Consider the following 19,226-nt stretch of genomic DNA (forward strand, 5'->3'; position numbering starts at 1 on the left):
GCTCCGCTATTCGGCCACGCGATAGGCCTGATCGCGCCGGCGGGGGGTGAAGCCCGCGGCCGTGGCCAGGTCCCGCAATTCCTGTTCCTTCATCTTGAACACCGTGCCCGCAGCGGCCACGACATTCTCCTCCAGCATGGTGGAGCCAAGGTCGTTGGCTCCAAAGAAGAGCGCCAGCTGCCCCACCTGCGGCCCCATGGTCACCCAGGAGGCCTGGAGATTGGGCACGTTGTCCAGGGCCAGTCGGGCCAGGGCCAGGGTCCGCAAATAGACCACCGGGCCGGCCGGGTCGCGGGCAATCTGCGAGCCGCCGGGCTGGAAGGTCCAGGGGATGAAGGCGATGAAGCCGCCCGTGGCGTCCTGCTGGTTGCGGATGGCCAGGAAGTGCGCCACCCGGTCGGCCAGGGTTTCCACATGCCCGAACATCATGGTGGCGCTGGTGAGCATGCCCTGGCGGTGGGCCTCGGCCATCACGCCCAGCCACTGGGCCGTGCTGCACTTGTTGGGGCTGACCCGCTGGCGGATGGCGTCCACCAGGATTTCCGCCCCGGCGCCGGGGATGGACCTGAGCCCTGCGGCCTTGAGCCGGGCAATGACCGTGGCTACGGCCAGCCCCTCGCGCTCGGCCATGGCGAAGATTTCCGGCGCCGAGAGCGCATGCAGGTGCAACGTCGGAAAGCGGGACAGGAGCTCGTGGAAAAGCCCCTCGTGCCAGGCCAGATCGCAGGCCGGGTTGTGGCCGCCCTGCATGAGCACCTGCCGGCCGCCAAGGTCAAAAAGTTCCTGAATCTTGTCCGCCACCTGATCCGCAGTCAGCACGTAGCCGCCCTGCTCCCCGGCCTTGACGTGAAAGGCGCAGAAGGCGCAGCCGCATTCGCAGATGTTCGTGGTGTTGATGTTGCGATCCACCACATAGGTGGCCAGCCGTTCAGGATGCATGGCCAGACTGCGCAGGGCGGCGGCCCGGCCCAGGGTGTGCAGCGAGGCCTCGCCCCCCAGGGTGAGCAGTTCGTCCCGGGACAACCGCTCGCCGGCCGCGCCCTTCCGGGCCAGGGCCGCGATGGACTCCGACTCTTCCAGCGGGCTGTGGAAGGGAATGGCTTCCTTTTGCGCAGCCATGCCGCCGGTCCCTGCCTGACGGTCGGATCCTGCCTGGCGGCCGGCTCCAGGCACGCGGAACAGGGCGTCCCGCCGCACGGGGGCGCCGCCTGTGGCCCGGATGCAGGCCTCGATTTCGTCCACGGTCATGCCCTGGGGGCTGCCCGCGCCGGCCTCGTGGCCGATGCGCTCCTCCACCACGCTGCCGTCCAGATCATCCGCGCCGCAGTGCAGGGCGATCTGAGCCAGCCTGACCCCGAGCATGACCCAGTAGGCCTTGATATGCGGAAAATTGTCCAGCATCAGCCGGCTGACGGCCGTGGTGCGCAGAATGTCCGTGGCGTCCGGCCCTTTGAGGCCCAGGCGCTCGCCCAGGGGATTATTTTTGGTGAGGAACGGCAGGGGGATGAAGCAGCGGAACCCGCCTGTTTCGTCCTGCAGGCGCCGCAGGCGGTCCAGGTGTTCCACTCGTTCGCGGAAGCTCTCCACATGGCCAAAGAGCATGGTGGCGTTGGAGGGGATGCCCAGCAGGTGCGCCGTGCGGCTGACCTCCAGCCAGGTCTCGCCATCCACCTTTTCCGGGCACAGCTCGGCCCGGACGCGCGGGCTGAAGACCTCGGCCCCGCCGCCGGGCAGCATGGCCAGGCCGGCGGCCTTGAGCCGCTCCAGCAACGCGGCCGGGGTCAGTCCATGCGTCCTGGCCAGGTGGGCGATTTCCACGGCCGTAAAGGCCTTGACCTCCACATTGGGCCAGCGGGTTTTGACCGACTCCACCAGGGAAAGATAGTAATCCAGCGGCAGTTCGGGATGACAGCCGCCGACAATGTGCACCTCGCCCGCCTCGCGCGCGTCGTCCAGGCCGCTCTGCTGCAGCCGGGTCAGGGCCGCGTCCACGGTCATCACGTAGCCGCCTTCCTGGTCCGCCTCCCGCCGGAAGCTGCAGAAACGACAGCGGTTCACGCAGACATTGGTGTAATTCAGCTGCCGGTTGACCACATAATGCACATCCGCCCCATGGCGTTTGACCCGCGCATGATGCGCCAGGGCCGTCACGGCGTGCAGGTCCGGGCAGGCAAGGAGGGCCTCGCCCTCCTCCAGGCTCAGACGCTGGCCGGCCAGCGTCTTGCGATAGGCGGATCCCAGCCCCAGCGACTCGTAGAGCGACTCGTTGAACATGCGCATTCCTTAGGAGGATGTGGTCTTGGGCGTGCCGGCCAGGCCCCCGGCCAGGCCCCCGGCCAACCCATCGGCCATGAGCCGGGCCAGCACCCTGGCGCGGGTCTCGGCCTGCTGCCTCGCGCCGGCGGTCTCGCGGGATTCATGAAAATCCGTCAAAAATCCTTCCGCCAGGGTCTCGATAAAATAGGCCGCGTCCTGCACGGGAATGTCCGCCGCGGCCTCGCCCCTGGCCTGGGCCGCCTCCACCATATGGATGATGAAGCGGGCCGACAGCGCCCGCAGCTGGCGGACCATCTCGGCATGCATGGGAATCTCCCGTCCGCGCAGCACCTTCTGCAGCAGGCCGTAGGCGCCGGGGTGCTCGTCCACAAAGGCCAGCCCGTCACAGAGCACGGAATGCAGCCGGGCTTCCAGCGGCAGATCCCCGCTGCGGTCCCGGGCCTGGCGCAGGCGGTCCCCAAAATGGGAGACTGCCGCTTCGAACACATAGGCGAAGAGCCCTTCCTTTGAGGAAAAATACTGGAAAATTGACCCTTTGGCAATGGAACAACGCTGCACCACGCGGTTGATGCTGGCCTGGGCGTAGCCGTGCTCCGCAAATTCCTGCAGGCTGGCTTCCAGGATGCGGGCGCGTTTCTCGGGGTCGATTTTGGCGAAGGTCTCTGTTGCGGACATAGTGCGGAGGGGCTATGATGACCGGGTGGTCATCGAGTAGACCGAACCCCCCTCCCTGTCAACCCTTTCCGGAACTCCTGCCATGCCTGCATCCCCGTCCTCTCTGGCTGCGTGCTCCCTGGCCATCTCGCCCTGCCCCAACGACACCTTTATCTTCCATGCCTGGCTGCACGGGCTGGTGCCGGATTCGCCAGCGCCTGCCTCCATCCGGTACGAAGACATCGAAACCCTGAACCGCCTGGCCCTGGCTGGCGAGGTGGACATCATCAAGGTCTCCGCAGCCATCATCGCCGAGGTGGAAGCGGAATACGTTGTGCTGGACGCCGGCGCGGCCCTGGGCTGGGGCAACGGCCCCGTACTCACGGCCCGCCCCCCCCTGCCCGATGCCCAGGCCATCAAATCGGTCAGCTCCCTGGCCATTCCCGGCGAGCGGACCACCGCCGCGCTCCTGGCCTGGGAATACGGCATCCGCCCGGCCGAAACCCTCGTCGTCCGCTATGACGACGTTGCCCCCGCCGTGCTGGACGGCCGGGCCGAGGCCGGCGTCTGCATTCACGAGGAGCGCTTCACCCTGGAGCAGCGCGGGCTGGTCAAGGTACTGGACTTCGGGACCTGGTGGGAGGCCACCTTCCACCTCCCCCTGCCCCTGGGCGTGATCCTCGCCCGACGGTCCCTGGGCCCGGACCGCCTCCTGGCCATCGACACCGCCATCCGGCGCAGTCTGGAACACGCCTATGCCCATCCCGATGCCGGCCGGGACTTCATCCGCCAGCATGCCCAGTCCATGGACAACACCGTCCTCGACGCGCACATCCAGACCTTTGTCACCGACTTCAGCCGCTCCCTCGGCCACCAGGACGGCCTCGGCCGCCGCGCCGTGGACGCGCTGACGGCCATTGCGCGAGCACGGCGGGCGGAGAAGGAACGACAAGAGGGAGGAGAAAACCAGGGGGGATAATCCCCCCTGGCCCCCCTGTTCGTTTTTTGGCGGCCAGTTCCTTTGTGCACAAAGGGATTGGCCGCCTTAAAACAACTGGAGGGTAGGTTCGGGGGAACTCAGTTCCCCCGTCCTTATCTTGCTCCCGTATTTTTCGCCTTTCTTTTGCTGCTGTTGATCGGAATCAACGTCTTCCCAAAGCAGGGGTGGTAGTGCTAGCGCATTCATAAAACACCCACAATCAGGAGGAGTTCCTGTCATGTCTGCGCTTCGCATCATCGTTGTTGGCGGTTCGGCCGCCGGTCCCAAGGCGGCGTCCCGCGCCAAGCGTCTGAACCAGGACGCCCAGGTCACGCTCATCCAGAAGGAGCCCGAGCTGTCCATGGCCTCCTGCGGGTATCCATATTATGTGAGCGGTCGATTTGATAACCGGAATGCGCTGATTTGCACCCCCACGGGCGTGGTGCGCAACCCGGCCTTCTTTGCCGGGGCCAAGGGCGTGGAGGCTGTGGTGGAGACGGAGGTGGTGTCCATCGACCGCAAGGCCAAAACCGTGCTTTGCCGCCACCTGCCCAGCGGCGAAACCACGGTGCGCGAGTATGACAAGCTCATCCTGTGCACCGGCGCCAGCCCTCGCGTTCCCCCCATCCCTGGCCGCGAGCTGGCCGGTGTGACCACCCTGCATGCCATGCGCGACGCCGATTACCTGCGCGGCGTGCGCGATGCCGGCGCAGCCAGGCGGGCAGTGATCGTCGGTGGCGGGCTCATCGGCGTGGAGGCCTGCGAGGCCCTGCGCGAGGCCGGTCTGGACGTGACCGTGGTGGAACTGCTGCCCCAGGTGCTCATGTTCCTGGATTGGGAGATGGCCAAGCATGTGGAGAATCACATGCAGGCCAAGGGCGCGAAAGTCATTTTGAACAACGGCGTGGCCGAATTCCAGGGCCAGGACGGCAAACTGACCGGCGTGCGCCTGAACGACGGCACGGTGCTGCCCTGCGATGTGGCCGTGGTGGCCATTGGTGTGGTGCCGAACACGGCCCTGGCCAAGGGCGCGGAACTGGAGATCGGCCAGACCGGTGGCATCGCCGTCAACGCCTACATGCAGACCTCGGACCCGGACATTTACGCCGCCGGGGACTGTGTGGAGGTGATGCAGCGCCTCACGGGCAAGAAAACCCTGGCGCCTTATGGCGACCTGGCCAACCTGGAAGGCCGCGTGGCCGGGGAGAATGCGGCCACGGGCAGCACGGCTGTCTTCCCTGGCACCATCCACAGCGGCATCTGCAAGGTCTTTGATTTCGGGGCCGGCTCTGTGGGACTCTCCGAACGCCGGGCCCGTGAGGAAGGGTTTGAGATCATCACCGCCCTGAACGCCAGCCCGGACAAGCCCGGGTTCATGGGCGCCAAGCTGCTTATCTCCAAGATGGTGGCCGACGCCAACACCGGCCGTGTGCTCGGGTTCCAGTGCCTTGGGCCCGGCGATGTCAGCCGCCAGCTGTCCGCCATGGCCATGGCCATTGGCCAGGGCGCCACGGTGGATGATATCTGCATGGCCGACATGCCCTACGCCCCGCCTTACTCCCTGGCCATCGATCACTTCATGGCCACCGCCCACATCCTGGACAACAAGCGCCGCGGGCTCATGGATGGCCTGTCCAATGTGGAGGTCCATACCATGCTCGAACGCGGCGAGACCCCCTTCCTGCTGGATGCCCGTTCGCAAGACGAGTTTGAGGAAATGCGCCTGGGCAAGGGCGAAACACTCATCCCCCTGGGCCAGCTGCGCAAGCGTCTGAATGAGCTGCCCCAGGACAAAAACGCGCCTATCGTGGCCTACTGCAAAATCTCCATGCGCGGCTACGAGGCCCAGCGCGTGTTGCAGCACCTGGGCTGGACCAACGTCAAGGTCATGGAAGGCGGGCTCATGGCCTGGCCCTTTGCGCTCGAAAAATAACGCAATGCCTCTGCCTTGAAACCACTGCGCCGCCGGGGTGACCCGGCGGCGTTTTTTGTGTACAGCCCCTGTCCAGGAAGAACAGGGAGACACACGCGATGGAACGCCCCGTGGTCCGCCTCTCGTTGCGGCAAAAATTCCTGGCCAGCATCGCCAGCTATGTGATCAGCATTTCCGTGGTCGGCTATCTGTCGTACACGGATCTGGCCACCCTGCAGCGCCATCTCTCCACGGTGGAGGAGATGCAGCTTGTTTCCAACGATCTTCTGGAATCCAGGCGGTTTGAGAAAAACTTCCTGCTGTACCACAACCCGGAGGAGCTGCGGGAAAGTCTGGCCTTTGTGGGCAAGGCCGAAGCGCTGGCCCAGACCCTGGCCGACTCCGGCCTGGCCGTGACCCAGCGTGCCCTGCTCGGCACCCTGCGCGCCAGCATTACCGGCTACAAGAATGCCCTGGCCCACCTTACAGACGCCCCCGACGGGCTCAATGAAGAACAGCTTGAGCTGACCCGCCTGCACGGCAAGCAGATGGTGGACGGCTCCGAACGGCTGTTGGCCAACGAAACCGCCCGCATCCGGGCCACCATCAATGAACTGCTGCTCCAGCTGGCCGTGGCGGTGGCGGCATCTCTTCTCCTGGGCATCTTCGCGGCCTGGCTGATGTTCGGCAAGCTGTTCAACGCCCTGCACATCATCAACAGCGCCACCCGGCGCATCGCCCGCGGCGTGTTCGAGCCCCTGCCGGAGGTCGGCCCCCAGCGCGAGGCCCAGCGCATCGTCCAGGCCTTAAACGCCATGGTCAAGGAACTGGAAATCCGGCAGGATCAGCTCCTTCAGGCCAAGAAGCTCTCCTCCATCGGCACCCTGGCCGCCGGCATTGCCCATCAGCTTAACAATCCGCTGAACAACATCTCCACTTCCAGCCAGATTGCCCTGGAAGAACTGGAGGAAACAGCCAGGCAATCGGATCCCGCCAACCCTTTGCCGCTTTCTGGCGAGGCCCTGGATTTCTTGCGCAAGATGCTGACGAATATCGACAGCGAGTCCTTCCGGGCCAAGGAGATCGTGCAAGGTCTGCTGGAGTTTTCACGCGAACGCAGCTTCGCCTGCAGCACCGTTCGGCTCAAACAGGTGGTGGACAAGACCATCCGCCTCGTCTCCAGCCAGGTTCCCGGCAGCATCGTCATCCAGAGCGACATCCCCGAGCACCTGACCCTTGAGCTGGATGTCCAGCGCATGCAGGAAGCCCTGCTGAACCTGATCATCAACGCCGTGCACGCCATCGAGCCCGGCAATGGTCGCATCGCCCTGCAAGCGCAGGAAGAAGACGGCCAGGTGCTCATACGCGTGCAGGACAGCGGGCGCGGCATCCCACCGGAAGTACGGGATAAGGTGTTCGACCCCTTCTTTACCACCCGTGGTGAGAGCGGCGGCACCGGGCTGGGCCTGTCCATCGTCTATGGCATTATCGAGCGGCACAAGGGCAAGATCACCGTGGAGAGCACGCCCGGCACGGGCACCACCTTCACCATCCGCCTGCCGGCAACTCCCATCTGTACCACCCCGCAAGAACCCGCGTAATCCCGTGGCGGCCTGAGAGATGACCGTGGATACGACTGCCCCCCCCACACGCCTGCTGGTGGTGGAAGATGAACGCATCGCCCGCGAAAACCTCGTGCATGCTCTGGGCCGCACCCTGGGGCCCGAGGGGCATGTGGTGGACGCTGCGGCGGATGGCCCGGCGGCCATGACCCTGCTGCAGGAGCAGGTGTATGATGTGGTCCTGACTGATCTGTGCCTGTGCGGCGCGCCTCGCGGAAGCAATGGCGAGCCAGACGGGGAAGAACACATGGACGGCATGGCCGTGCTGGAGGCCGTGCGCAGCCTCTCGCCCGACGCCGAAGTGATCATGCTCACAGGCTACGCCACCGTGGAAACGGCCGTGGAGGCCATGAACCGCGGCGCCTACCACTATCTGGCCAAGCCCTACAAACTGGATGAGCTGCGGGCCATTGTCCGCAAGGCCCTGGAAAAGAATGCCTTGCGGCGGGAGTTGCGCCTGCTGCGCCAGGCCCGCGCCGGGGATGCCGCGCCCCTCATCGTTGGCCGCAGCCCGGCCATGCAGCGCGTGCGCCAGCAGATTGCCATGGCTGGCCCGGCCGACGCCACGGTGCTCATCCTTGGCGAAACCGGTACTGGCAAGGAGCTGGCTGCCCGGGCCATCCACGAAGCCAGCCCCCGCCGCAGCCAGCGTTTCCTGGCTGTGAACTGCGCTGCCTTTACCGAAACCCTGCTCACCAGCGAACTCTTTGGCCACGAGAAGGATGCCTTCACCGGCGCCCGCAGCATGAAGAAAGGCCTCTTCGAGCAGGCCGAAGGCGGCACGCTGTTTCTGGACGAAATCGGCGACATGCCCCTGCCCATGCAGGCCCAGCTGCTGCGGGTGCTGGAGGAACGCGTGGTCATGCGCGTGGGAGGCAGCCGCGAGATTCCCGTGGACGTGCGCATCGTGGCCGCCACCAACCGCAACCTGAAGGCCTGCGTGGAGGAAAAAACCTTCCGCCAGGACCTGTTCTACCGCCTCAACGTCATCTGCGTGCAGCTCCCCGCCCTGGCCGACCGACGCGAGGATATCGAACTTCTGGCCACTCACTTTCTGCACAAGCACGCCCCGCGCATGCAGAAAAAGGTCGAGGCCATCTCCAGGGAAGTCCTGGATATTTTTTATCAATACGCCTTTCCCGGCAACGTGCGCGAGCTGGAGAACATCATCGAATCCTCCCTGGTCATGTGCAGCGAGGACGAACTGCGCGTCATCCACCTGCCCGTGGATCTGCAACAGCAAAGCCCCTGGCTGCGCCGTGTTACCGCCTCCCCCGATGGGCCCATGACCCTCGTAGAGGTGGAACGCCAGCACATCCGCTGGGTTCTGGAGCAGGCCGGAGGCAACAAATCCCGCGCCGCGCAGATCCTGGGCATTGACCGCGTTTCCCTCTGGCGCAAACTCAAACGCTATGGCCTCGAACCAGGTGGCGAAGACTAGTGTGATGTCCACGAAATAAGGTGATAAGAATGTCATCGGATTTCGTGGAAGATCGTCAGCCGAAATGCGGGGATTTCGGCTGACTCACGGAACATGCTGCTTAGAGGACGCAACACTAGCCGCCATCAACCTATAAGGATACCTCATGATGCTCGATATGGACCTTGCCCGCGCCGCCGTGGCCGACATGCAGGCCCTGCTGGACGCCACGCCCCCCCAGGCCGGCCAGCTGCGCCTGGGCCCGGATGTCTGGACTCTTGGTGAAATCCTCGGCCACCTCATCGACTCGGCCTGCAACAATCACCAGCGCTTCGCCCGGCTGCGTTTCGGCGATCTCGACCAGTTTCCCGGCTACGACGCCGAACCCTGGGTGCAGGCCCAGGACTATGCCAGCTGCGACTTCCGCACCCTCTGCGCCCTGTGGACCAGCTACAACGCCCTGCTCCTCCACCTGGCCGCCACCATTCCCGACCACGCCCGAGCCAATGCCTGGCGCACCCCTGACGGCCCCCTGACGCTCGACTTCCTCACCCAGGACTACTACGCCCACCTGCGCCGGCACATCGACCACTACGCCGCCCGACTGGCCGAAGTGCAGGCCGCCCTGGCCGGATAACACGAGGCAGGACAACATGTTGGGGGAGGAACCACTTTCTGCAAAAAGAGTTCCTCCCCCACTCCCACTCACTTTTTCCTGTGGCCATGGGTGGCGCGCACCCTGCTGCTGCAGGAAAGGAATCCCGCGCCACCGCCTCATCGGGCCACCTATTCAATGAATGCCTCGCCCTCCACCCCCTGTGACAAGTCTTTGGGGAGGGGGGGTGGGAGGACCCCTTTCTCCAGAAAGGGAGCCCCCCAACTCCGGCCGTTCTCTATCCTTCTCTCATGCATTCCAGCGCCTCCGCGGCGGCCTGGCGCACGTCGTCCACAAAAATGATGGTGACGGCCTCACGCACATCGGCGTCGAGGTCGGCCACAGCGTCGGCCATGGCCCGGGGCAGGAGCACGCGGGACTTGCCGGCCTGGGCGGCGGCGAGGATCTTTTCCTTCACCCCGCCCACGGCCAGCAGGCGGCCACTGAGAGTCAGCTCGCCGGTCATGGCTGTGTCGGCGCGGAATCGGCGCCCCGTGAGCAGGGACAAGAGGGCCATGGCAATGGTGGCTCCGGCCGAGGGGCCGTCCTTGGGCACGGAGCCTGCGGGGATGTGCAGGTGGATGTCGTGCTGATGGAAGAAGTCCGGATCGACCAGAAAGTCCGGGGCGTGGCTGCGCAGGTGACTCAGGGCGGCCTGGGCGGATTCACGCAGCACCCGGCCCAGGGAGCCGGTCATCAGGAGCCGGCCTGAACCACGCATGCGGGCGGCCTCCACCTGGATGACCTCACCGCCGGTCTCGCTCCAGACCAGTCCCGTGGCCACGCCGGGCAGTGCCTCGCCGCAGCCCTGGGGCAGGGGCCGCTGGGGCCGGCCCAGGGTGCGGGCCACATCCTCGGGCTGGATGACGGCCGGAAGGGTTCTTTCTCCCGTCAGCACCTGCCGGGCCAGCCGGCGGCAGACACCGCCGATGGCGCGTTCCAGATTACGCACTCCGGCCTCACGCGTGTACTCCCGCACCAGCGCGGCCATGGCCTCCCCGGTAATCTGCACTTGCGCAGGAGGCAGGCCTGCGGCTTCCAGCTGGCGGGGGGCCAGATGGGTCAGGCCGATTTCCACCTTTTCCGCCAGGGTGTAGCTGGAGAAGGGCACAAACTCCATGCGGTCCAGCAGGGGGCGGGGCAGTCGTTCGGGCGTGTTGGCCGTGGTCAGAAAGAGGACCCTGGAGAGATCGAAAGGCGTCTCCAGGTAGTTGTCCACAAAGGCCTTGTTCTGCTCGGGATCAAGGATTTCGAGGAGGACGGAGGCCGGGTCGCCGCGAAAATCCTGGCCCACCTTGTCCAGCTCGTCGAGCATAAGCACGGGATTGTTGCAGCCAAGACGGCGGATTTCATGAAGGATGCGACCGGCCATGGCCCCGACATAGGTACGGCGATGGCCGCGTAGCTCCGCTTCATCGCGCAGGCCTGCCAGGGAGAGCCGGCCAAAAGGCCGGCCCAGGGCCGTGGCGATGGCCCGGCCGATAGACGTCTTGCCCGTGCCGGGGGGGCCGCTGAAGCAAAGCACCGGCGCCAGACGGGTGCGGGCATCCTGCTGCGAATCCAGCACCTCCTGCACCACAGCCCGCAGGCGGTCCAGGTTCAGCGGCTTGGCCAGATAATGGAAGGCCCCTTTCTTGAGGGCATCCACGGCGGTTTCCACGGTGGCGTAGCCGGTGACGATGATGCAGTCCGTGCCGGGGGAGCGTTCCTGCACGCGCTGGAGCAGTTCCAGGCCGTCCATGCCCTGCATCTTCATGTCCGTGATCAGCAGCTGCACGGGGCTGGCCTCCAGCTGGGTCAGGGCCTCCTCTCCGTTGCCGGCCACGAGGACCTCGTGCCCTTCCTTGCGCAACACATGGGCCAGGTTTTCGCGGGCAATGGGCTCGTCATCCACCACCAGAATGCGGGCCGCAGCCTGGCGGACCATGATGGCCGCGGCCAGATGGTCCAGTACCCGCTCCTTCACTGCAGCCAGGCCGTGGTGCTCCTGCTCCAGAATCTTGGCGGCAGCAGCCAGATCCAGCCGCTCCCGGACACTTTTGCGCCAGGGCAGGTCCAGGATGAATTCCAGATAGCCCAGCCCCACGGTGTATTCGCCGTGGGAGGGGTCGGTGCGTTGCAGGCGCTGCAACTCGCGCCGGGCCACGGCCTGGGCGGCCTCGGGGAGCGTGGTCTGCTGGAGGCGAATACGCAGGGATTCCAGCACATCCGGTGCAGAGGCGTCCGACGGCTCCGGGGCATCCCTTGCGGTGGCCGGCGGTGCAACGACAGACGGTTCCTGGGACGGACTGCGTTTGAAAAGTGCCATGCGTACTCTCCCCATGCGTGCCCATGTTTGCCAGAACGCGGCATGCGTCTTGTGGATGCAGTTGCGGCAGACGGTTGTGGCTGCAGTGCTCGTGAAACATGCCCCAAGCGTGAACTGATGTCCATCTGTTGCATCCCGCAACACCACCACGCCGATTCATTGCACATCGCAACATGCGCAGCAACGCCTGCCCTGTTTTCTGTTGCAGCACGCAACAGGCATTCAACGCGACAGCGGCACGTTGATTATACAATACATGTCATTCCAGCAACATAGTTATTTAAAGCCTTTTGGCCCGCATCTTGCCTTTGTGAAGAACGAAACAAACGCTTGGAGGCACGACGCATGCGTTCACGATTCGAAACCTGGGCGGCCGCAGGGGCCATGGCCGAAGCGGGTTGCCATGATGAGGCCCTGGGCCTGCGAGAGGGGCTGCGCGAGGCATTGCGCGAGGAGGAGCAGCAGGCCATGGCCACCCTGGAAGCCCTCCGGGCCAGACGGGCCTCCACCATAGTGGTGGCCGCCAATGCCGAATTCATCCCCCTGCAAATTCAGCATATGGCAAGCATGCTGCAGCGTTTTACCGCCGATGTTCTTCTGGCCACGGTGCAGACACTGCCGCAAGAGATGGTCACTGCACTGCAACGGGCCATTTCCGCAGAGCATTATGTGGTTCATGTGCAGTATAGCACTCACTTTGTATCCAAGCTCACCAGACTTATCAGTACCCTGTCCCATGTGCAGTTCGCCGTCTGCATTGGCGCGTCGAACCTGCTGTGTTCCAAGAAAAGTCCTTTCCCCGTGTTCACCGTGTAACGGCAGCATCCGTCCACTCAAGGAGAAGGCCATGTCCCTGCAGCACGCTATCGACAGTTTCGGAGTGCAGCTCGCCTTTGCCGAAGCAGACGCCTGGGATGCATCCCTTGTCCACTCAGCAACCCTTCTGGAGGAACGCCCTGTGACCACCGCCACCCTCTCCCGCAACCGCGCCCGCACCAAGACCGCTGTGTATGGCCTGGCCTCTTTGGCCTTGTACGCGGCTGCGTTCATCTATGCCGATCCACTGCTTAATCTCTGCAAGCAAGGCAAGGCCTTTGCCGTGCTGCCCATTGCCACGGTGTTTCTGTTCTCTTGGATTCACGGCAACTTCACTGGCAACCTCTGGACTGCCCTGGGCATCGAAGCCTCAGCCAAGAAGCCGGCCAAGGCCACTGTGGCGGACGCCCCTGTGCAAAAGCGTCCTGACGCCCGCCCTCGCGCCACCGTGCAGGCCTAACCCCCCAAAACAACGCATACCTTTCTGAGGATACCATCATGGCAGCAGTTCCTGACATTGCCGCAGAGGCCTTGCAGTTCATCGATCTGAGCATGCCCGGCGCGATTTTCCTGTTCCTCGTGGGCGTGGTGGGCGGTCTGGTGAGCGGCTTCATCGGCTCCGGCGGCGCCTTTGTGCTCACCCCGGGCATGATGAGCCTGGGAGTGCCCGGGCCCATCGCCGTGGCCTCGAACATGTGCCACAAGTTCCCCAAAGCGCTTGTGGGCGCGATGAAGCGCTACAAATACGGCCAGGTGGACGTCAAAATGGGCCTGATCATCGGTATTTCCGCCGAAGTCGGGGTGCAAATCGGCGTGCAGGTCCAGAAATGGATCCTGGACTCCTGGGGTGAGGCCGGTTCCAACCTGTATGTGAGCCTCTCCTTTGTGGTCATCCTGCTGGTGGTGGGGTCCATTGTGTACAAGGACGCCATAAACCTCAAGAAAACCGGCGCAGTGGAAAAGCCCACGGCACTTTCCGCCAAGGTTCGCGCCCTGAACATCTGGCCCATGATCACCTTCAAGCGCAGCGGTATCCGTTGCTCCTTCTGGGTCACCGCGCCCCTGGGCTTCGCCACTGGCATGATGGCTGCCACCATCGCCGTGGGCGGGTTTGTGGGCGTGCCGGGCATGATCTATCTGCTGGGCATGACCAGCCTGATGGCCTCGGCCACGGAACTGGTCATCGCCTTTGTCATGGGCCTGGGCGGCACGGCCATCTGGGCCTGGTACGGCATGGTGGATATCCGCCTCACCCTGATCATCCTGGCCGGCTCTCTCCTGGGCGTGCAGCTGGGCGCCATCGGCACCACGTATGTCAAGGATTACATGATCAAATACGTCATGGCCACCATCATGCTCATCGTTGCCGTGAGCCGGGCCCTGGCCATGCCCAAGTACCTGACGCAGCTGGGGCTTATGAGCGTGGGCGATTCCACCCTGAGCCTGCTCAGCCAGGTGAGCTTCGTGTCCATGTGCGCCGCGCTGGTGATCGGGGCTGTGATCATCCTCAAGGCCATGTTCAAGGGACTGCGCGAAGAAAAGGCCAGCTATGGGGCGGCCTGTGAACACGCCTAATCCGCAACCGGCCACCCTCCTGCTCGCTGTCACCGACAGCGAACGGGACCGGCACGCCGCCCTCCAGGGAGTCGCTTTGGCGGCTTCCCTGGGGGCGGCCGTTGTTGCCGTCTCGGTTGTGCCGCAGTTCGAGGGAGGCATGTCCCTGCTGCACTTCAAGGACCACATGGCCGAGGTGGAAGCCCCCCACCGGGCCGTGCTGGACTGGGTGCGGCAGGAAGCGGCCAAGGCCAACGTCCCCTGCACCATCCACCTGGAAACCGGCGTGCCGTTCGAGGTGCTGACCGATCTGGCCGACCGCTGCCATGCCGGCTGGATTGTCCTGGGTGGCGGGAGAGAGGCCCTCCCGGGCACATCTTTCCTTGGCGGCGCTGCCGGCCCCACCACCGGCCGGGTCATCGGCTACGCCCGGCGCGAGACGCTGATCATTCCCGAAGGCGCGCGCACCGGCTTTTCCCGCCTCCTGCTCTGCCTGGACGGTTCCGCGTGCAGCGAGCGCGCTGCGGCACGCGCCCTGGCGCTGGCCCGCACCTATGGCAGCGCCATCATTGCCGCCGCCGTGGTGGATGTGCCGGCAGAGTATCATCTGTACGAAAAAATCATGCTCGAACTGTTCGAGAAATCCCGCAGCGCGGTGGACCGGTTCCGCCATCAGGCTGCCGAGGCCGGGGTCAGCGTCGAAGGGTATGTCCGCCACGGCGACGCGGCCGAAACCATCCTCGAACTGGCCTCTGAAACCAAGGCCGACCTGCTCATCATGGGTTCCCACGGCCGCACCGGCCTTTCCCGTCTGCTCATGGGCAGCGTAGTGGAGGAGGTCCTGCGCCGCGTGCCAGCCCCGGCCACTCCGGCGCCCGTGCTGGTGGTTCCCTGACGCCTATCCCCTTGCGGAGGATAACATGGACATTCAATGGATTGAAGAATCCGAAGGCCCGCTGGCCCTGACCCTCAAGGGCAAGACCCCGCCGCTCCTGGTGCAGGGCAACATCGTCTCCGCCCGCGCCGGCTCCGGCAAGGCGGACCATTTCGAAATCCTCAGCGTCCGCGAAGACGGCGAGAGCGCCACAGCCACCATCCGGCGCATCACCCCCAACTTCTGGCGTACCGCGCAGCTGGGCCTGGGCCTGGCAGCCGGATGGTTCATCGTGGAATATTTACTGAAGCTCGTCCTGCCCTGAACAGCGCCAAACCACTGGAGCCCGTCATGCCCTCAGCCGACCCTGCCTCTGCCTCTGGCGTCGAATCGCACCGCCCCACCCCCACCGGCCACGCCGCCCTGGCCCCCCTGGCTGCTGCCGGCGAACCCTGGCGCATCCTGCTTGTGGATGACGAGGCCGAATTTGTGGACACCCTGGCCGAACGCCTGCGGCTGCGCGGTTACAATCCGTCCGTGGCCTATGGCGGGCAGGACGCCCTGGCCCGTGCCTGCGGCGAGCCTCCCCATGTGGTGGTGCTGGACATGTACATGCCCGGCATGAGCGGCCTGGATGTGCTGCGGATGCTCCACTTCAGCCATCCTGAGGTCAAGGTCATCATCCTCACCGGGCACGAGTCCGTGCGCGAGGCCATGGCCTGCCGTCGCCTGGGCGCGTTCGATTACCTGACCAAGCCCATCAGCATTGACGATCTCCTCGGCCGTATCGACGAAGCCATGGGCACCCCCGCCGGCCTGGCCCTGGCCAGCTGAGGCGCAGCAATCCGGGGAAACCCGTTTGGAGGGGGCTCGGGGGAACTCAGTTCCCCCGACTCCTTCTTTCTTATTTCTCTCGCCCCTTACCGCGTGCCGAAAATCCTGTCACCGGCGTCGCCGAGGCCGGGGAGGATGTAGCCGTGTTCGTTCAGGCGCTCGTCCACGGCGGCGGTGTAGATATCCACGTCGGGATGCGTCTGCCTGAGACGGGCGATACCTTCGGGTGCGGCCACGAGGAACAGGCCCTTGATGGACTGGCAGCCGGCTTCCTTGAGCAGGTCGATGGTGGCCACGAGGGTGCCGCCGGTGGCGAGCATGGGGTCCAGGATCAGGGCCACGCGCTCGGGCAGATCCTTGGCCAGCTTGGTGAAGTAGCGCACCGGCTCCAGGGTTTCCTCATTGCGGAAAATGCCCACCACGCTGACCTTGGCGCTGGGGATCATGTCCAGCACGCCGTCAAGCATGCCCAGCCCGGCCCGCAGAATGGGCACGGCGGTGATTTTTTTCCCTTTGATCACGTCCACCTCCACCGGCCCGGCCCAGCCTTCAATGGTTGCCGGTTCGGTTTCCAGATCCTTGGTGGCTTCGTACACCAGGAGCCGGGAAATCTCCGTGGCCAGATGCCGGAAGGTTTTGACGTCCAGGTCGTGCTGTCGCATGATTCCAAGTTTGTGCCGCACCAAGGGATGATTGACGACATGCACCGCCATGGCTCCTCCTTCGGGAGTGGGAAATCGGGTGAGATGAATGAAGACGACTTGCCGCGCGGGCCTTGGCTGGCGTAGTATGAAATCGGGCGGGTGGCAAGGCTGCGGCGCGCTCTTTTGATAATTCCAGACCGCATGGCGCCCCCGCCGTGCGCCCCAAAGACCCAGGTCCCCCATGCCCTCCAGCCCGATGTTGCCCTCCACCGCCTCCTCGCCGGCCCTGACCCTGTTGACCGGCGGATTCCTGCCCCTCCCCGATACCGCCTCCGGCGAGCGGCTGGACCGGTTCCTGGCCGGTCTGCTCAAGGCCGAAGGCGTCTCCCGTGAAAAAATCAAGGAATGGATCAAGGCCGGCTGCGTCTTTCTGGATGATGTCGCCTGCCGCACCCCGCGCCAGACACTCGCTCCCGGGCAGCGATTGCAGTTGTGCAACCTGCCCGAAACCACGCCCACGGCCTGCCCGCCGGCCATAGATCGCGAGGACGCCCTGCGCATCCTGCATGCGGATGCAGACATTCTGGTGCTGGACAAGCCGGCCGGCCTCACCGTGCATCCCGCGCCCAGCTGCAAGGAAGAAACCCTGGTGCACCGCCTGCTGGCCCGGTACCCGGATCTGGCGGCCATGGGCACGGAACGGCCGGGCATCGTCCATCGCATCGACAAGGACACTTCCGGCCTGCTGGTGGTGGCCCGGCACGAAAAGGCCCGCCAGACCCTGGCCGCAGCCTTTGAGCACCGGCAGGTGGACAAGGCCTATCTGGCCATCTGCCATGGCGTGCCCGAGACGGCTTCCGGCCGCATCGAAGCCCCCATCGGCCGCCATCCCACACGCAAAACCTGCATGGCCGTGGTCCCCAAGGGCGGACGACCGGCAGTGACGGACTATCAGATCCTGCAGGCCGATCCGGCTGGCCGCTTTGCCCTGGTCCTTGTGACCATTCACACTGGCCGCACGCACCAGATCCGGGTGCACATGCGCCACATCGGCCACCCGCTGCTTGGCGACGGGCTCTATGGCGGCCAGACCCGCCGGCCCGGCGACACGGCAACCATGCGACAGTCCGCGGCCCGGCGGCAGATGCTCCACGCCTGGCGCACTGCCTTTGCCCACCCCGTGAGCGGCCAGCGTCTGGCCTTTCTCTCGCCCCTGCCGCGGGAAATGCTGGGCACCCTGCTGCGGCTGCAGCGGCAGTGCCAGCGGGTGATCGTCACCGGCCTGCCCGGCAGCGGCAAGAGCGCTGTGGCCGGGGAGCTGGCCCGGCAGGGCGTGCCCGTCTTTTCCGCCGACGCCTGCGTGGCCGGACTGTATGCGCCCGGAGGCGACGGCGCTGCCATGCTCCAGCGCCGCTATGGCGAACGGTTTTTCTCTGAAGATGGCCACCTGGACCGTCACGCCCTGTTCGAGGCCATGCGGACCGAACCCGGCCTGCGGCAGGAGGTGGAAGCCATGATCCACCCCATGGTCAAGGCCCGGCTGGCCGCCTTCTGGGACGAACACGCCGGCCGCCCCCTGGCTGCGGCCGAGATTCCTTTGGCGGTGGAAGCCGGCTGGGACGCCGGCATCCCCGGCGAGACGATGGCCGACCTGCTCATTGGCGTGCACTGCTCCCGGGGGGAACGCCACGCCCGGCTGGCTGCACAGCGAGGCTGGTCGGCGGAGCAGACTGCCGTCATGGACGCCTGGCAATGGGACGAAGCGGCCAAGCTGAACCGCTGCCAGCTCATCGTGGACAACACCGCCCCCCTGGCCGCCCTGCCCGGGCGCGTGCGCGCCCTCAGGCGGGTGTTGGCCGGGCTGCGCGCCGCGCATACACGGCGGCAACGGCGTGTGATCGCCTCGTTGCTGCACAGTTCTTAAGGATCACCAATGCTCCCCCTGCGAGACTCCATCCCCCGCGTGCATCGGCCCCTGGCCGTGTTGTTGATCATCGTGGCCAACACGGTTGTCTTTCTGTATCAACAAGGTCTGCCCCCGCAGCTGGAAGAGCAGTTCATTCATTTCTGGGGTGTCATTCCGGCCCGGCTCTTTCATGGGGACTGGTCCGCCTGGCAGTATTATCCAGACACGCACCTGTACCTGCTGAGCTACATGTTTTTACATGCTGGGTGGGCGCACTTTCTGCTCAACATGCTGTTCCTGTGGATTTTTGGGGACAACATCGAAGACGTCATGGGCCCCTGGCGATTCTTGTTGTTCTATGTGTGCTGTGGCCTGGCGGCCCTGATGCTGCACGCCTTTTTTCATCCGGACTCCACCTCGCCCATTCTCGGCGCGTCCGGGGCCATCGCCGGCATCATGGGCAGCTATTTCCTGCTCTACCCGCATTCGCGGGTCTTCACGCTGATCCCCATCATTATCATCCCGTACTTTGTGGAAATACCGGCGGTGATTTTCCTGGGGATCTGGTTCCTCATCCAGCTTTTTTCCGGCATTTCATCGCTGAACAGCACAGATGGTGCGGGCATCGCCTGGTGGGCCCACGCCGGCGGGTTCCTGGCCGGCATGGCCCTGCTGCCGCTGTTTCGCAACCGCAACCGCTGCTATTTCTGCTACAACGACCGCGGCCGCCGCATCGGGGTGGCCAGATTCGACAGGCACTGAAACGGCAGC

The 19,226-nt window shown here is 65.0% G+C and carries 17 protein-coding genes; 13 read left to right on the plus strand and 4 right to left on the minus strand.

Going from position 1 to position 19,226, the window contains the following annotated elements:
- Positions 1 to 6: 6 nt before the first annotated feature.
- Complete coding sequence (mqnC, locus tag ACYQ00_RS01475; RefSeq protein WP_460030461.1) at positions 7 to 2,274, minus strand: cyclic dehypoxanthinyl futalosine synthase; 2,268 nt, start codon at positions 2,272 to 2,274, stop codon at positions 7 to 9.
- Between the two features lie 9 nt (positions 2,275 to 2,283).
- Positions 2,284 to 2,952: a TetR/AcrR family transcriptional regulator gene (locus ACYQ00_RS01480; RefSeq protein ID WP_460030462.1), complete on the minus strand. Its 669-nt coding sequence runs from the start codon at positions 2,950 to 2,952 to the stop codon at positions 2,284 to 2,286.
- 82 nt (positions 2,953 to 3,034) lie between these two features.
- Between ACYQ00_RS01480 and ACYQ00_RS01485 the strand changes: the two genes are divergently transcribed.
- The 5 genes from ACYQ00_RS01485 to ACYQ00_RS01505 all read left to right on the plus strand — a co-directional run bounded on the left by ACYQ00_RS01485 (position 3,035) and on the right by ACYQ00_RS01505 (position 9,501).
- Entirely contained in the window at positions 3,035 to 3,910 is an 876-nt protein-coding gene (locus ACYQ00_RS01485) for a 1,4-dihydroxy-6-naphtoate synthase (RefSeq protein WP_460030463.1), read from the plus strand.
- A gap of 238 nt (positions 3,911 to 4,148) precedes the next feature.
- A complete protein-coding gene (locus ACYQ00_RS01490; RefSeq protein ID WP_460030464.1) occupies positions 4,149 to 5,843 on the plus strand; it encodes an FAD-dependent oxidoreductase in 1,695 nt (564 codons plus the stop codon).
- Between the two features lie 98 nt (positions 5,844 to 5,941).
- Positions 5,942 to 7,423 carry an ATP-binding protein gene (locus ACYQ00_RS01495; protein WP_460030465.1) on the plus strand — a complete coding sequence of 494 codons (1,482 nt, stop codon included), beginning with the start codon at positions 5,942 to 5,944 and terminating at the stop codon, positions 7,421 to 7,423.
- Positions 7,424 to 7,442: 19 nt separating this feature from the next.
- Positions 7,443 to 8,885 (plus strand): sigma-54-dependent transcriptional regulator, encoded by a 1,443-nt coding sequence (locus ACYQ00_RS01500; RefSeq protein ID WP_460030466.1) that lies wholly within the window; start codon positions 7,443 to 7,445, stop codon positions 8,883 to 8,885.
- Positions 8,886 to 9,030: 145 nt separating this feature from the next.
- Positions 9,031 to 9,501 carry a DinB family protein gene (locus ACYQ00_RS01505; protein WP_460030467.1) on the plus strand — a complete coding sequence of 157 codons (471 nt, stop codon included), beginning with the start codon at positions 9,031 to 9,033 and terminating at the stop codon, positions 9,499 to 9,501.
- A 256-nt stretch (positions 9,502 to 9,757) separates the two neighbouring features.
- Here the strand turns inward: ACYQ00_RS01505 and ACYQ00_RS01510 are convergent, their stop codons facing one another.
- Positions 9,758 to 11,827 (minus strand): S16 family serine protease, encoded by a 2,070-nt coding sequence (locus ACYQ00_RS01510; RefSeq protein WP_460030468.1) that lies wholly within the window; start codon positions 11,825 to 11,827, stop codon positions 9,758 to 9,760.
- A gap of 345 nt (positions 11,828 to 12,172) precedes the next feature.
- Here ACYQ00_RS01510 and ACYQ00_RS01515 point away from each other — a divergent pair, with 345 nt between their 5' ends.
- Genes ACYQ00_RS01515 through ACYQ00_RS01540 form a run of 6 tightly spaced genes read left to right on the plus strand, consistent with a single transcriptional unit; the run spans position 12,173 to position 15,905 of the window.
- A complete protein-coding gene (locus ACYQ00_RS01515) occupies positions 12,173 to 12,643 on the plus strand; it encodes a hypothetical protein (RefSeq protein ID WP_460030469.1) in 471 nt (156 codons plus the stop codon).
- 31 nt (positions 12,644 to 12,674) lie between these two features.
- Positions 12,675 to 13,103, plus strand: coding sequence for a hypothetical protein (locus tag ACYQ00_RS01520; RefSeq protein WP_460030470.1), 429 nt, complete (start codon positions 12,675 to 12,677; stop codon positions 13,101 to 13,103).
- A gap of 38 nt (positions 13,104 to 13,141) precedes the next feature.
- Positions 13,142 to 14,218: a sulfite exporter TauE/SafE family protein gene (locus ACYQ00_RS01525; protein WP_460030471.1), complete on the plus strand. Its 1,077-nt coding sequence runs from the start codon at positions 13,142 to 13,144 to the stop codon at positions 14,216 to 14,218.
- Entirely contained in the window at positions 14,205 to 15,092 is an 888-nt protein-coding gene (locus ACYQ00_RS01530) for a universal stress protein (RefSeq protein ID WP_460030472.1), read from the plus strand. The genes ACYQ00_RS01525 and ACYQ00_RS01530 overlap by 14 nt, the downstream gene beginning before the upstream one ends.
- Before the next feature lie 25 nt (positions 15,093 to 15,117).
- A complete protein-coding gene (locus ACYQ00_RS01535) occupies positions 15,118 to 15,396 on the plus strand; it encodes a hypothetical protein (protein WP_460030473.1) in 279 nt (92 codons plus the stop codon).
- A gap of 26 nt (positions 15,397 to 15,422) precedes the next feature.
- Positions 15,423 to 15,905 (plus strand): response regulator, encoded by a 483-nt coding sequence (locus ACYQ00_RS01540; protein WP_460030474.1) that lies wholly within the window; start codon positions 15,423 to 15,425, stop codon positions 15,903 to 15,905.
- A gap of 86 nt (positions 15,906 to 15,991) precedes the next feature.
- Here ACYQ00_RS01540 and upp read toward each other — a convergent pair whose 3' ends face one another.
- The gene (gene upp / locus ACYQ00_RS01545; RefSeq protein WP_460030475.1) at positions 15,992 to 16,618 is read right to left on the minus strand and encodes a uracil phosphoribosyltransferase; all 627 of its coding nucleotides are present in this window, start codon (positions 16,616 to 16,618) and stop codon (positions 15,992 to 15,994) included.
- A gap of 172 nt (positions 16,619 to 16,790) precedes the next feature.
- Between upp and ACYQ00_RS01550 the strand changes: the two genes are divergently transcribed.
- Together ACYQ00_RS01550 and ACYQ00_RS01555 are read left to right on the plus strand one after the other, a co-directional pair.
- Positions 16,791 to 18,473, plus strand: coding sequence for a dephospho-CoA kinase (locus ACYQ00_RS01550; RefSeq protein WP_460030476.1), 1,683 nt, complete (start codon positions 16,791 to 16,793; stop codon positions 18,471 to 18,473).
- Between the two features lie 9 nt (positions 18,474 to 18,482).
- The gene (locus tag ACYQ00_RS01555; protein WP_460030477.1) at positions 18,483 to 19,217 is read left to right on the plus strand and encodes a rhomboid family intramembrane serine protease; all 735 of its coding nucleotides are present in this window, start codon (positions 18,483 to 18,485) and stop codon (positions 19,215 to 19,217) included.
- Positions 19,218 to 19,226: the final 9 nt, after the last annotated feature.

The organism is Megalodesulfovibrio paquesii (assembly GCF_054653055.1).